This is a genomic window from Streptomyces sp. NPDC006207, assembly GCF_040613835.1.
In the GTDB taxonomy this organism is placed as follows: domain Bacteria; phylum Actinomycetota; class Actinomycetes; order Streptomycetales; family Streptomycetaceae; genus Actinacidiphila.
The window spans coordinates 37524-50395 of sequence record NZ_JBEXSX010000011.1 but is presented as its reverse complement, the minus strand read 5'-3'; the positions used below and the strand labels follow the sequence as shown (position 1 = coordinate 50395).

Sequence of the window (12872 nt, the reverse complement as noted above, 5' to 3'; positions counted from 1 at the left end):
TGAGCCATGCGCGATGTTCGGATCATCGGGACGGGGCAGCTGCTGGAGCTGCAGCGGCGGCTTCGGGCTGCGGGGGATGAGTCGCTGCGCCGCTCCATGCAGCGCCGCGTGCGGCGTGCCGCGGAGCCGCTGCGGAACGACCTGCAGTCCACTGTCCGCACGATGACGATCCGCTCGCAGGGCCGCCGGGTGCCCGGCGGCCCGAGCACGAACACGCGCCCGCTGCGGGAGACCATCGCCAACGCCATCAAGATCAGCGTCAGGACGACGGGCACGGTCGGCGCGCGGGTGTGGATCGACCGGTCCGCCCTACCGCCGGACATGCGGAGTGTGCCTACCCGCCTCAACGAAGGAAGGCTTCGGCACCCCGTCTTCGGGAACCGGCGCCGCTGGACCAATCAGTACGCCGACCCGTACTGGGAGCAGACCGTGCGCCGTCACATGGCGCGCATGGAACGCGAAGTCGCTCGGGTCGTCGACGACGTACAACGCCGCCTCGGCGGCTGAGAGGACACAACCCCAATGATCCTGCGGTACACGCACACCGACGGCACGCCCCACGTCTGGGACCTGTCCACGGTCCGTTTCCTCGCCTCCGAGGCCGAAGCCGTGGAGCGCACCACTGACCTGGAGTGGGCGCTGGTGATGTCTCGTAACGCCCTGGTGGTGCGGGAGGCGCCGACTCCGCGGCGCGCCATCACCTGGGTCCTGATGAAGCGCGAGACTCCCTCGCTGCGCTACTCCGCGTTCGACCCGGCCCTCGACGACATCAGCGTGAAGCTTGGCGCGGACGATCTGGTCGAGCTGCGCGCCGAGGCCGAGGGTGAGCTGGCCAAGGGGCAGGTGACCGAGGCCGAGTTCGATCAGGGCATGGCCCAGCTGGACGACCTCACCGACCCTGAGGTGCGGGCTTCGGAGGCGGCCCCAAAAGCCGACCAGCCCGTGGGGGGCGTGAACGGCGTCGCGCAGGCGCCGGCGGAGGGCTGGGCGACGAGTCCATCACCGCTCTCCGTGTGACTTGGTTCTGGGCGTTCCTGTCCCAGTTCCCCGGCATGACGCCGGATGCGTTCGACGCCTTGACCGTCGAGCGGTTTCTGTCCGGCGTCGCCTACATCGAGCGATCGAATGCCGCGGCGGCGGCCCAACAGCAGTAGGGGGTCGCCGTGGCTGAGCGTCGTCTCGTGTTCGACTTGATCGGCCGTGACCGCCTGTCCCGCGTCCTGCGCTCGGTTGGCGATGGCGCCGACGACATGGCCCGCCACATCGAGGACGCGTCCGAGGATTCCAGCCGCGCCATCGAGGGCCTGCACCGTGACAGCGACGGCCGCTTCCGCGACATGCGCGGCCGGTTCGTGTCGACGGCCGACGCGGCCGAGCAGATGTCTCGGGACATCGACCGCTCGTCGCGGTCCCGGATGGCGCCGGCATTGCGCTGGATTGCCTCCCGCGCGCACGCCATGGCTGACGACATCGACTCCAGCAGCCGCCGGAGCCGCTTCAGCCTGGCAAGTCTCGGGCGGGCGTTCTCTGCTGTGGGTTCGGCGGCAACGTCCGTGGTGCCGTCGATGGGCGCGGTGAACGGCGCGCTCATGGGCGTTGGTGTCGCGGCGGCGGTGACAGCGCTGCCGGCGGTGGGTGCCCTGGTGCCGATGCTGTTTGGCCTGGGGCTTGCTGGCGGCGCAGTGAAGCTGGGCCTGTCGGGCGTCTCCGATGCAATGGCGCTGGCGGGGAAGGACGCCAAGGAGTACCAGAAGGCCTTGGACAAGATGAGCCCCGCACAGCGGGACTTCACCAAGGCTCTGGTCGGCGCCAAGAAGGAGTTCGGCGGAATCGCCAAGGAAGTTCAGAAGGCGATGCTGCCCGGCTGGACGAAGGCGGTTGAAAAGGCCGGCCCCGTCGTCAAGATTTTCCGGGGTGCGGTCAAGGACATGGCCGGCACTCTCGGCGATCTCGGCGAGACGTTCGGGAAGCTCTTTGGGTCGGACAAGTTCCAGTCCGCGCTGCGCTCGAACTTTCAGCTCGGCAACCGCTTCGTCAAGGAAGCGACCTCGACGCTTGGCCCGTTCATTCAGTCCCTGCTGGACTTCGGTGCCGCGTCGAAGCCGACCCTGGACGCTTTCGCCCAGGGCATCTCGGGCCTGCTCGGCAAGGGGCTGCCGGGCTTTTTCAAGGGGCTGCAGGGTGGCATCAAGGGCTCTGCCGACATGTTCACCGGGCTGTTCGACGCTGTGAACAAGGTGCTGCCAGCGCTGGGCCGCTTGGTGGGTGCCATTTCGGACGCTGTCGGACCCGCCCTCAAGGAGATCTTTGAGACTGCGGGCGATCAGGGTGCGATGACCTTCGATGGCCTCGCGAAGGTCATCGGCAAGCTGAAGCCGGTGTTCTCCGAGATCGGTGCCGCCGTGCGTCTGTTCGGCTTCGCCCTCCAGACTGCGGGGACGATCGCCTACGAGACCGGCTCTGTGATCATCAACAGTCTTTGGCCGTCCTTCGGTAAGGCCGATGAGGCGGTCGGCCCGCTTCAGCGTCTGTCGAACTGGCTGAAGGACAACAAGCAGGCGACGATCGAGTTCAGCCGCCAGGCCGCCAACGGGCTGATCGACTTCTTCGGGGTCGTCGTGGACAACACCCCGCGGGTGATTCAGGGCTTCCGGCTCATCGCAACCGGGGTCCTGACCGCCCTGGACGGGATCATCTCTGGTGCGGCCCACGCGTTCGGCTGGATCCCCGGGATCGGCGACAAGCTGAAGGCCGCGAACAAGAGCTTCGACACGTTCAAGAACGGGTTCATCTCCGGCCTCCACGATGCCGAGGGAAAGACCCGCACGTGGGCTGCCGAGGTCCGGCCGCGGCTGGAGCAGAACAAGCTGCGGATGAACATCGACAACTGGCAGTCCCAGATCGAGGCGGCCAAGGCAAAGATGAAGACGGTGCCGCCGGAGAAGCGCGCGGCACTGAAGGCGGACATCGCCCAGCTGCAGCGCCAGGTCGACGCCGCGAAGCGCAAGCTGTCCGAGCTCCGCAGCAAGAGCATCACCGTGTCGACGTACTACCAGGAGTTCCGCAGTAAGCACATGGGCGGGCAGGCCGGCGCGACCGGCGGCCTGTACTCCAAGGCCGGCGGTTTCGCTTACGCGGGCGGCGGTCTGGTCCGCGGCCCGGGCACGGGCACCTCCGACGACGTCCTGGCGCCGTGGCTGAGCAACGGCGAGTTCGTCGTGAAGGAGTCCCAGACTCGCAAGCATCTGTCGCTGCTGCAGGCCATTAACGGCGGGCGCATGGGCTTCGCCAAGGGCGGCCTGGTCCGAGGCCTGAGCGGCAAGGAAGCGTCGACCATCAAGGCGGACACCGGGCACACCGCGGTGGTCAAGCTCACCGGTTCGACGTCCGCCATTGCCGCCATGGCGAAGGAACTGATCGGCGACATCCAGCGAGCCTTCAAGGGCACCAGCACCAGGCTCGACGACAAGCTGGTCACGATGATCGAGAAGAACAATGTCAGGCTGAAGAGCCTGGCCGCCCAGCGCGACAAGATCGCCGCCACGATCAAGGCGGCGAAGGAGTTCGCGTCGGGTGTCTCTTCCAACGCCAAGTCGGGGGCGGCCCTGTCCTCGATGGACGCCGAAGGGCTGACGGCCGGCGGGGGCAGCATCCTGTCCGGGCTCAACAGCAAGCTGGCGAACATCCGCCAGTTCCAGTCCTACATCGGGATCCTCGCCAAGCGCGGCCTGTCCAAGGGCCTGCTGCGGCAGATCCTGGAGATGGGCCCCGAGCAGGGCCTGCCCTACGCCAGCACGCTGGTGGGCGCGTCCGCGTCGATGCTGAAGAGCATCAACTCCGCGCAGTCCTCCATCGACTCGGCGTCGGCGTCACTGGGCAACACTGGCGCGGACGTGCTCTACGACAGCGGCAAGATGGCGGGCAAGGGCTTCTTGACTGGGCTGGCTGCCCAGCAGAAGGACATTGAGAAGCTGATGCTGAAGATCGCCACGGGGATGCAGAAGAGCATCCGCAAGGCCCTCGGCATCAAGAGCCCGTCCACGGTCTTCCGGAAGCTGGGACGCAACACCACCGAAGGCCTGGCCCTCGGCCTCGCCGACCGGGCCCCGATGGTTCAGGGCGCCATGGCGCAGGTCGCTGGAGCCGTGGCCGGGACATCCATCCCCGTGCCACAGCTGGCCACGGCCGGCGGACGAGGCGGCGTCATCGTCCACGCGCCCATCACCATCGAGGGCGCCATCGACCCGACAGCAGTCGGCCAGCAACTAGAGAAGGTGCTCCTCAAGTTGAAGCGGCACCGCGGCGGCCAGAACTTCACGTTTGGGGGGTGATCATGAGTCTGCTTCTCGTGGACGCCGGGTTCGGTGGCGTCGTCACCGACCCGGACAACATCCCGTGGGTCGACATCAGCCAGTACGTCGACGTCGACACCGTGGGCGTCACCATCACCCGCGGCGCCTCGGACGAGCTGTCGGAGATCCAGCCCGCCACGTGCACCATGTGTCTGGACAACCAGGACGGCAGGTTCACAGCCGACCTGGCGAGCAGCCCGTACTACCCGAACGTCGTGATGAACACGCCGATCCGGGTGTCGGTCGCCACCCTGGACAGCCCGACCGGTGCGGCACCGTGGGCGCTGGAGAAGCTGTGCGACGACTTCGACGATGGAGTTGTCGGCGCAGTGTGGACGGCGTCAGGCGGCGCCACGGAAACGGGTGGGCGTATGCGTCTGCCTCTCGTTGCCGCAGGCACCACGTCCCGGTTCACGGGCACCCGGCAATGGAAGCTTCAGGGATCACAGCTGACCGCCAGGTTCTGCACCGCCCCCGCGAACGGGGGCAGCGCATTCGGGTCGGTGACCATGTACGTGCAGGCGGTCGCCGCGAACACATGGCTGCGCTGGACCTACAACGCCATGGATGGGAACCTGCGCGCCTACAATGACGCGGGTTCCACCGATGCCTCCCCGACCGTTCTCACCTACGACCCGATCCAGCACGGGTGGCTGCGCATTCGGGAAACCTCCGGCACCGTCTACTGGGAGACCTCCAGTGACGGCTACAACTGGTCCGTGCAGCGGTCGTTGGCCACTCCGGCCTGGGTGGTCAGCGACCTGGTGCGGGTGGAGTTCGCCGCGAACCGCAGCGGCGGCGTGAGCGACTACGCCGAGTTCGACCTCGTCGGTGCGCGGGTGCACCCGAGGTTTTTCGGCCTGGTCAACGAGTGGCCCAACGCGTGGAAGGGCCTGCAGTCCACGGTCACCATCACGGCCACCGACATGTTCAAGTGGCTCAACCTGCAGCCCGCGCTGAGGTCGATGCTGGCCGAGGAGATCCTCCAGGACGGGCCCCTGGCGTACTACCCGCTGAGTGAGTCGGCGGAGTCGACCAGTGCGGGCGACCTGGCGGGCGCAGGCGCGGGCGCCCTCGCCACGATCCAGGCAGGCAGCGGGGGAACGCTCACCTTTGCCGCGGCCCAGGGCCCGCCGGCAACCGGCGACCAGGCGCCCATGTTCACCCCAGTCTCGGCGACCGCGGGCAAGTTCCTGCGCGGCGACCTGGGCGACACCTTCTTCGACCTGTCCGCCCATGCGGGGCTGCCCGGGTACGACTACATGTTCTGGGAGTGCTGGTTCTCCACCAGCACGACGGACCGGATCATGTTCGCGCTATCCAGCACGAACAGCGAGTGGATCTCGAAGTGGTCGCTGGAGTCCGGCACCGGGAAGCTGAAGGTTGTCAACACCTCCCCGTTCGGCGTGAACACCTACGTGATCCCCACCGCCAACCTGGCGGACGGCGTGCTGCACCACATGCTGTACGACCAGAGCACCTCCGCGTTCTGGATCGACGGAGTCCCGGTCGGTAGCCCGCCCGGCGTCGGCGCCCTCAACGACCTGCGGACCCTGTCCGTCGGCGGCTACAACGGAACCCAGCTGTGGAGCGGCACGATCGCCCACTTGGCGTTCTATCCGGGGACGCTGTTCTCCGCGGACCTGGACGACCACTACGACGCCGGCGCGAACGGCTTCGCCGGCGAGCCCGCGGACTTCCGCGTCGAACGCCTCGGGTCCTACACCGGCATCGACAGCGTCACCTCGCTCGGCTCCACGTTCGATGACACGGCCAGCCAGGGGGCGGGCGGCTCCCGCGCACTCGACATGATGAAGGTCGTCGAGACCACCGAGGGCGCCAAGCTGTTCGCCGACCGGGACTACCCCGGCGTGACGTTCCAGTCCCGCGACCTGCGCTACAACCCCACCCCGGAGATCGTGCTGTCCTACGGGGACCTGGAGACCGACGAGATCGAGGGCAGCCTCGACGACCAGAAGATGACCAACACCGTCATCGCAAGCCGGCCGGGCGGGGCCACCCAGCGCATCGTCGACCAAGCCTCCCGCGACCGGTACGGGCCCGCAGAGAAGACGCTGGAGCTCCTGAAGACCACGGACAACGCGGTCCTCGACGCTGCCTACTGGCTCGTGTCCCGCTACGCCGCCCCGCGCAGCGAACTGCGGGAGGTACCCATCGAGGCCTACTCCATGGGCACCGCCACCTACCGGGATCTGCTGGACCTGGGCATCTCCGGGATCATCACCGTCACCGACCTGCCAGCGCAGTCCCCGGCCAGCGAGCAGACCCTCTTCGTTGAGGGCTACACCGAGACCATCCGCTACCAGAAGCACCGGATCCAGTTCCACACGAGCCGGTCCTACAACGACTCCGTCTGGGTGCTGAACGACCCGGTCTACAGCGTGCTCGGGTCCACAACCCGGCTCGCCTATTGAGAGGGGGCCCGGTGCCTGAGATCCCCGTGGTGCGGGCTGAGGCCTACTACGTGCCGCCCCCACCCCGCCGCCCGGATGCCTGGGCGCTGGTGCCGCCGGCCGAGCGCGTCTGGCGCTGGTACGAACTCAAGCTGCAGCGCCGTGTGCAGCCGCCCGACGGCCTGCTCATAGGGCAGCGAACGTGGGCGCGGATCAACCACAACAGGTGGGTCGCGGACTGCCCGTGCGGCTCGGCGCAGATCGTCACGCCCACCGACCAGCGGATGGCCTGCCCCGAGTGCGGCCTCGGCTGGATCGAAGTCGTGTTCCCCGAGGACGTCGATGCCGCGGAGGCGGCTGTCGCCGACCAACTGCCGCACGAACGGAACTGGTGGCAGGACGACGACCCAGGCGCCTGGGACCGGATCGCCACCCCGAAGCCGCCAGGAGGTGAGGGGAAGTGACGTTCGCCCCGCGCACCTGGGTGGTCGGTGAGACCGTCACCGCCGCCCTCATGAACCAGGAGATCCGCGACCAGCTCAACTCGATGTTCGCGGCGTGGACGTCGTACACCCCAACGTGGTCAGCGGCGACGACCAACCCCGTCGTGGGCAACGGCACGCTGGTCGGCCTGTACATGAAGGTGGGGCGCACCTGCACCTTCCACATCAACCTCCTCGCGGGCAGCACGACGACCTACGGCTCCGGCCAGTACACGTTCGATCTGCCGGCGGCATCCGCCAACCGCGGCGCCACCTACGTCGGCAACGCGCACCTGCTGCAGGGCACGACCCGCTACGCGGGGCAGGTCGTCATCAGCCCAGGCGTCACCAGCTCGGGCCTGTCGTTCCCCACCAGCAACACCGTCTCCACACACAGCCTGTGGCTCCAGGGGACTCCAGTAACGCTCGCCAACGGCGCCCAGATCCGCGTCACCTGTACCTACGAGACCGCTACCTAGGAGCACTGTGGCCGAGTTCGAGACCCGTATCACTGTCGACGCGGACCTCCGCGTTCTGTACCGGATCACCGTCAACGACAACGGATCGGACGGCGGCAACAGCTTCGACGTGCAGGTCGGCGGCATCTCGCCATCGGTAGCTCCCGAGGCCGTCGTCGCTGCACTGCAGACGTTCGCCACAGCACTGACCGAACCCATCGGCTACCGGATCATGTCCATCACCCGCGCCGTCGTCACCGAGACACCCCTGTAGCTAACCCCGCCTCCGCCCCCTGGCCCACCGCCCGGGGGCTTTGTCATGCCCTGGAGGGCTTCATGACCAGAACGGGCCCGCAGAAGATCCCCGGCGCCTCGCAGGCCTACTTCTACGGCACCGGCCAGTACTCCGGCTCCGACATGGAGGTCAACTGCGGCGTCGTCCACACCACCGAGGGCATGACGCTGCCCAGCTACAGCGGGGGTTCCGTGGCCCCCAACGTGACCGGCGTACCGGACTTCAAGGCCAAGAAGATCCGCTGGTATCAGCACTTCGACGTCGACGAGTCCGCGCGCGCCCTGGAGAACCGGGCGGGCGGCGTCTCCACGAACACCGCAAACGCCTTCCAGATCGAGCTTGTCGGCACCTGCGACGACTCCAAGAAGACGTCCTGGTCCGGGAAGAAGGCCGGTGTCGACTACCTGCACTGGCCCACCGCCCCCGACTGGGCGCTCGCCGAGGTCGCCTGGCTGGTCCGCTGGCTCAACGCCAACCACGGCATACCGCTCACGTGCGTGAAGGACTGGCTGGCCTACGGCAAGGACCCCCGCCGACCCGGCGTGACCCCGGCCTCTTACGGAGCCAGCCCAGCCCGCATGAGCTTCGCCCAGTGGCAGGCCTTCAAGGGCTGGTGCGGCCACCAGCACGTGCCGGAGCAGAACCACGGGGACCCCGGATCCCTGAACTTCGCCCGGATCATCCAGCTCGCCAAGGGCGACACCACCCAGGAGGACGACATGGCCCTGACCGATGACGACCTGAACCGGATCGCCGACCGGGTCCTGTCCCGCGACGGCCAGATCCCCAACGCCAACCCGGGGACGAAGGAGACCAACCCCTTCATCGCCCTGAAGACCGCCGCGTCCAACATCGAGGCCGTCTCCCGCCGCGTCGACAAGAACGTCGCCACCCTGACCGCCTCGGTCGGCGCCCTGTCCGCCACCATCGCGGCCCTCGCCCAGGGCGGCGGCCTCGACGCAACCGAGATCCAGGCCGCAGCCGAAGCCGGCGCCACGGCAGCCCTCGACCGCCTCGGCGACGCCCTCACCTCCTGACCCCGCCCGGCCACCGGCCGGGCGGCCCCTTCCCGCAGAAACGGAAACCCCATGCCCAGATTCGTCCTCGACGTCGTCGAGCGCACCCTCGGCACCTACGCCGTCGCGTTCCTCGGCCTGCTCCTCGCCAACGGCTTCGACCTCACCGACCTGTCGGCGGTGAAGGCCGCTGCCGTCGCGGCAGTCCCCGCGGCACTGACCGTCCTCAAGGGAGTCATCGGCTCCCTGGTGGGTGACTCCAGCTCCGCCGCCTGGCTGCCCAAGTCCTGAACGCAAGGAATGACCGATGGCTGATGAGCCGACTCTCGGAGAAGTCGTCCGGCGCCTGGAGGCCGTGCACCTCGACCTCAAGGAGGACTTCCGAGAGCTCGGCTCACGGCTCGACAAGAAGGTCAGCGTCGAGCGGTACGAGCTCGAGCGGCGCGCAGCCGACGACGTGCACCGTCAGGCCCTCGAACGCATCACGAAGATCGAGCAGGCCCGCGATCAGGAGGCACGCGAACGGCAGGCGGCAGAGCAAAGGCTCGCCGACAGGCGAGCCGCAGACCGGCGCCTCATCTTCACAGCCATCATCGCGCCGATCATCATGCTGGTGCTGACGCTGTACCTCAACACGCGGGGGGCGGGAGCGTGACAGCAAGGCACCACAGCCAATACCAAGTGCACCGCCGCAAGGACGTCGCGTTCGCCGCGGTCATCATCATCTGCCTGGCTGCGTTCGCGCTGCTGGTCCTGTGGGTGCAGGGCCTCAACCGGGACCTGCGGAACGCGAATGCTGCCCGGGATGCTCTGGCCCGCCAGGTGCAGCAGCTGGGCGCCTCGCCGATAGCGGGGGAGCCCGGTAGCCGCGGGGGCGTGGGACCGTCCGGGCCGCCAGGACCCTCGGGCCCACCTGGGCCGACCGGCCCGCCTGGCGATGACGGTTCGCCGGGTCCGTCCGGGAAGACCGGATCGGCTGGCGTCACTGGGCAGCCGGGCAGCTCTGGCGCACCCGGATCCCCGGGCGAGGAAGGTTCCGACGGTGCCGCGGGCGAACAAGGCCCGGCTGGTCCTGCTGGCCCGCAGGGTGAGCGCGGCGAGCAAGGCCCGCAGGGGGACCGTGGGCCCGCGGGCCCGGCCTGCCCCGACGGCTATTCGCTGCAGGCGCCTTCCTACGACCCGGACGCGCTCGTCTGCCGACGCGACGGCGCACCCGACCCGCCACCCAAGGGACTCCTGGGACTCTCGGCGCTGATGCTGCCCGGGTTGTTCCACAGGAAGGATTCTCCCGGCGGCCGCCCCTACGCGGCTGCCTAACCCACCCGCCCTCGCCCCTGCTCCGGCAGGCGGCGAGGGCGGCTTTGGCGTTGGTGGGGTCAGCGCTTGAGAAGTGCGGCTTCCAGGGCGTCGGCAGTTGCGGTGAGACCGAACTGCCTGAGGGCGCCAATCGGATCCGGGCCGCTGAGGGTTCGAGCGACGTAGTGATCGAAGATCACGGTGAACTGCTTCACCAATGCGTTGTCCGCCCGTGGGTCGTCGGCCGTGGGTTCGCCAGCCGCCCTGAGCCGCATGAGGTAGTCGAAGGAGATTCCAGACCGGGCCGCAGCCTCGCGCAGTTCGTCATCGGTGTGGGCCATGCCCCCAACTTACTACAGATAATGCCCTATTATCTGTGCTACGGCCGAACGCGAGCAGGGAGAACACGACCCAACGCCCGCATGAAGCGACCCCGTTATCTGCGGCAAGGAGGATCGTGGGCACCGTCGTACAACTCCCCACCGGCAAAGCACTCACCGTCCAGACAGCAGCCGACCGCTACCTCGATGCGCTCGGCAACCCCAACACGGCCCGCAACTACGGCATCGGCGTCAGCAAGACCGTCGAAGCCGTCGGCTCCGGACGCCCCCTGGACTCCGTCACCGACGACGAGATCGGCGCCACCCTCGAACAACTGTGGGGAAGCGCAGCCGTCAACACCTGGAACGCCCGCCGAGCATCCGTTCAGTCCTGGCTCGCCTGGTGCCGCGACCGCGGCTACGACGGACCGTCCGTTCCCGCTTGGGCGAAGCGCATCACGCCGCCCGACAGCGACACCCCCGCCCGCTCCCACGCCGAGATCGACCGGCTCATCAGTCGTCGCGACATCCACGTCCGCGAGAAGACGCTCTGGCGAATGCTCTACGAGACGGCGGCCCGCGCCGACGAGATCCTCGCCCTCAACATCGAAGACCTCGACTTCGCTGGGCGTCGCTGCCAGGTGAAGGCGAAGGGCGCCAAGTCCAAGACGCGGCGCCGCGGCGAGACCCGAGAAGACTTCGTCCTGGAGACCGTCTACTGGGACGCCGGCACCGCCCGACTCCTGCCACGCCTACTGAAGGACCGCACTCGCGGCCCGGTGTTCACCGCTCACCGCAAGCCGGGTCCCGGCAAGGTCGTGAGCTCGCGCGATGTCTGCCCGGACACCGGTCTCGCTCGCCTCTCTTACGGCCAGGCGCGGGCGCTGCTGGACGAGGCCACCGCTACGGCTGGCGTAGGCACTGGCTGGGACCTGCACGAGTACCGCCACTCCTCGCTGACGCACCTCGGCGAGCAGGGGGCATCGCTGCTGATGCTGATGGCGAAGTCCCGGCACAAGAAGCCGGAGAACGTCCGCAAGTACTTCAAGCCGTCACCCGAGGCGATCGCCGAACTGACCAGCCTGCTGGCCCCAGGCAACGCGCAACGCTGACACCCCGCAGAGAGGCGAGTATGCCCCGCAACAAGCGACAAGGCGGCGTTTGTAGTTTCTTCGCCGTGGTCATTGGCTTCGGCTTCTTCAGCATCCTTTGGGATCTCGCCGCCAAGACCTGGGGCCTCGGTCACGGGACCGTCCTAGCCATCTTCCTGGTTGCTGCCATCGTCGTGGCGGCGATAGCTGAGGTGGCGGTGGAGTGGGTTCGATGGGAAGTCATCCCTTGGCTATACGGCATGGCGAGGTCGGCACGCCGCGGCAGAGACCGATAGAGCAGAGTCGCTCGCAAGTACCGACCACCTGTCGGCCCTGCCCGCTACGCTGACGCCTCCCGCACCGCTGCCCGCCTGGAGGAACGCTGATGTCTGAGCAAGGTGACCCGCCGACCAAGGCGTGGGCGTTCCGTCAGCTTGCGGCTCTGGCGGCAGGGACAGTCGCCATCGGGTGGGTGCTGGTGCTCATGCTGGTGTTCGCTGTTCTTGTCCTGGCGGTGCTTGGGGTTCTGGTGTACATAGCCTGGTCGTTGTCGCCGGTTGTAGGACTTCTCGTAACTCTCGTGATCGGCGGCCTGGTGGTCTCCTTCCTGCAGGACGGCGAGAACAAGCGGTAGGACGCGGTCTCGCCCGCCCCGGCTATCGACCGGGGCGGGCGTTGTGCTGTCGTTGCCGCGTGCCACACTGGCCGCCCACAGATACTGGGGGGCGTCTGGTGCATAGTGATCCTGCCGCGTGGTCCAGGCTCGGGCACATCATCCGCGAGGCCCGCACTCGCCGTGGCCTGACGCAAGACGAGTTGGCCGACCGTGCCGACGTGTCGGGTCGGAGCGTCCAAGGCGCCGAGTCCGGTCGCATGCCGCAGGGACGCATGCCTCAAAGCCTGGGCCCCATTGCCCGCGTCCTCGAATGGCCGCCGGGCACGATCGAGGCGATTCTCGACGGCGGGCTGCCACCTGGGTGGGCTGAGCCAGAGGAGCGCCCGCTGGCGACTGTCGAGCAGATCAGCGCCATCGTCTTGAGGGCGGCGCTCCAGTCGACGGACAACGTGACGGCTAAGGAGATGCGGAAGCTGACGGCGCTCATAGTGGACGAGTTGCGGCAGCTCGGACTGGTCGCGGACTGACGCCG

At 68.1% G+C, this 12872-nt stretch carries 16 protein-coding genes and 1 pseudogene; 16 read left to right on the top strand and 1 reads right to left on the bottom strand.

Annotated elements, in window-relative coordinates:
• Positions 1-6: 6 nt before the first annotated feature.
• From ABZ312_RS11375 to ABZ312_RS11325, 11 genes are all read left to right on the top strand, one after another.
• Entirely contained in the window at positions 7-507 is a 501-nt protein-coding gene (locus tag ABZ312_RS11375; RefSeq protein ID WP_500437311.1) for a hypothetical protein, read from the top strand.
• 15 nt (positions 508-522) lie between these two features.
• The gene (locus ABZ312_RS11370) at positions 523-1017 is read left to right on the top strand and encodes a hypothetical protein (protein ID WP_500437310.1); all 495 of its coding nucleotides are present in this window, start codon (positions 523-525) and stop codon (positions 1015-1017) included.
• Positions 1014-1154, top strand: coding sequence for a hypothetical protein (locus ABZ312_RS11365; RefSeq protein WP_500437309.1), 141 nt, complete (start codon positions 1014-1016; stop codon positions 1152-1154). The genes ABZ312_RS11370 and ABZ312_RS11365 overlap by 4 nt, the downstream gene beginning before the upstream one ends.
• 27 nt (positions 1155-1181) lie before the next feature.
• Positions 1182-4331: a phage tail tape measure protein gene (locus ABZ312_RS11360; protein ID WP_500437308.1), complete on the top strand. Its 3150-nt coding sequence runs from the start codon at positions 1182-1184 to the stop codon at positions 4329-4331.
• Positions 4332-4333: 2 nt separating this feature from the next.
• On the top strand, positions 4334-6787 hold the full coding sequence (locus ABZ312_RS11355; protein ID WP_500437307.1) for a LamG-like jellyroll fold domain-containing protein: 2454 nt from the start codon (positions 4334-4336) through the stop codon (positions 6785-6787).
• A gap of 11 nt (positions 6788-6798) precedes the next feature.
• Positions 6799-7230 carry a hypothetical protein gene (locus ABZ312_RS11350; RefSeq protein WP_500437306.1) on the top strand — a complete coding sequence of 144 codons (432 nt, stop codon included), beginning with the start codon at positions 6799-6801 and terminating at the stop codon, positions 7228-7230.
• Positions 7227-7727, top strand: coding sequence for a hypothetical protein (locus ABZ312_RS11345; RefSeq protein ID WP_500437305.1), 501 nt, complete (start codon positions 7227-7229; stop codon positions 7725-7727). The genes ABZ312_RS11350 and ABZ312_RS11345 overlap by 4 nt, the downstream gene beginning before the upstream one ends.
• A 7-nt stretch (positions 7728-7734) precedes the next feature.
• Complete coding sequence (locus ABZ312_RS11340) at positions 7735-7980, top strand: hypothetical protein (RefSeq protein ID WP_500437304.1); 246 nt, start codon at positions 7735-7737, stop codon at positions 7978-7980.
• 62 nt (positions 7981-8042) lie between these two features.
• Entirely contained in the window at positions 8043-9038 is a 996-nt protein-coding gene (locus tag ABZ312_RS11335; protein ID WP_500437303.1) for a hypothetical protein, read from the top strand.
• Between the two features lie 51 nt (positions 9039-9089).
• Positions 9090-9308 (top strand): holin, encoded by a 219-nt coding sequence (locus ABZ312_RS11330; RefSeq protein ID WP_500437301.1) that lies wholly within the window; start codon positions 9090-9092, stop codon positions 9306-9308.
• Between the two features lie 16 nt (positions 9309-9324).
• Positions 9325-9672 carry a hypothetical protein gene (locus tag ABZ312_RS11325; RefSeq protein ID WP_500437300.1) on the top strand — a complete coding sequence of 116 codons (348 nt, stop codon included), beginning with the start codon at positions 9325-9327 and terminating at the stop codon, positions 9670-9672.
• 721 nt (positions 9673-10393) lie between these two features.
• Here ABZ312_RS11325 and ABZ312_RS11320 read toward each other — a convergent pair.
• Entirely contained in the window at positions 10394-10654 is a 261-nt protein-coding gene (locus tag ABZ312_RS11320; RefSeq protein WP_500437298.1) for a hypothetical protein, read from the bottom strand.
• A 116-nt stretch (positions 10655-10770) separates the two neighbouring features.
• Here ABZ312_RS11320 and ABZ312_RS11315 point away from each other — a divergent pair, with 116 nt between their 5' ends.
• From ABZ312_RS11315 to ABZ312_RS11295, 5 genes and pseudogenes are all read left to right on the top strand, one after another.
• Entirely contained in the window at positions 10771-11745 is a 975-nt protein-coding gene (locus tag ABZ312_RS11315; RefSeq protein WP_500437296.1) for a tyrosine-type recombinase/integrase, read from the top strand.
• A gap of 20 nt (positions 11746-11765) precedes the next feature.
• Positions 11766-12020 (top strand): hypothetical protein, encoded by a 255-nt coding sequence (locus ABZ312_RS11310; protein WP_500437294.1) that lies wholly within the window; start codon positions 11766-11768, stop codon positions 12018-12020.
• A gap of 89 nt (positions 12021-12109) precedes the next feature.
• Positions 12110-12358 carry a hypothetical protein gene (locus tag ABZ312_RS11305; RefSeq protein ID WP_500437293.1) on the top strand — a complete coding sequence of 83 codons (249 nt, stop codon included), beginning with the start codon at positions 12110-12112 and terminating at the stop codon, positions 12356-12358.
• Between the two features lie 59 nt (positions 12359-12417).
• A pseudogene (locus tag ABZ312_RS11300) lies at positions 12418-12594 on the top strand (helix-turn-helix transcriptional regulator); the annotation flags it as partial.
• 18 nt (positions 12595-12612) lie between these two features.
• Positions 12613-12867, top strand: a complete 255-nt coding sequence (locus ABZ312_RS11295) for a hypothetical protein (RefSeq protein ID WP_500437483.1) — start codon at positions 12613-12615, stop codon at positions 12865-12867.
• Positions 12868-12872 lie beyond the last annotated feature (5 nt).

What these genes read in the sequence shown, in the direction of transcription:
- ABZ312_RS11375 (WP_500437311.1), top strand. Translation starts at nt 7, where the DNA reads ATGCGCGATGTTCGGATCATCGGGACGGGGCAGCTGCTGGAGCTGCAG.
- ABZ312_RS11355 (WP_500437307.1), top strand. Translation starts at nt 4,334, where the DNA reads ATGAGTCTGCTTCTCGTGGACGCCGGGTTCGGTGGCGTCGTCACCGAC.
- ABZ312_RS11305 (WP_500437293.1), top strand. Translation starts at nt 12,110, where the DNA reads ATGTCTGAGCAAGGTGACCCGCCGACCAAGGCGTGGGCGTTCCGTCAG.
- ABZ312_RS11370 (WP_500437310.1), top strand. Translation starts at nt 523, where the DNA reads ATGATCCTGCGGTACACGCACACCGACGGCACGCCCCACGTCTGGGAC.
- ABZ312_RS11335 (WP_500437303.1), top strand. Translation starts at nt 8,043, where the DNA reads ATGACCAGAACGGGCCCGCAGAAGATCCCCGGCGCCTCGCAGGCCTAC.
- ABZ312_RS11310 (WP_500437294.1), top strand. Translation starts at nt 11,766, where the DNA reads ATGCCCCGCAACAAGCGACAAGGCGGCGTTTGTAGTTTCTTCGCCGTG.
- ABZ312_RS11330 (WP_500437301.1), top strand. Translation starts at nt 9,090, where the DNA reads ATGCCCAGATTCGTCCTCGACGTCGTCGAGCGCACCCTCGGCACCTAC.
- ABZ312_RS11295 (WP_500437483.1), top strand. Translation starts at nt 12,613, where the DNA reads ATGCCTCAAAGCCTGGGCCCCATTGCCCGCGTCCTCGAATGGCCGCCG.
- ABZ312_RS11320 (WP_500437298.1), bottom strand. Translation starts at nt 10,654, where the DNA reads ATGGCCCACACCGATGACGAACTGCGCGAGGCTGCGGCCCGGTCTGGA.
- ABZ312_RS11325 (WP_500437300.1), top strand. Translation starts at nt 9,325, where the DNA reads ATGGCTGATGAGCCGACTCTCGGAGAAGTCGTCCGGCGCCTGGAGGCC.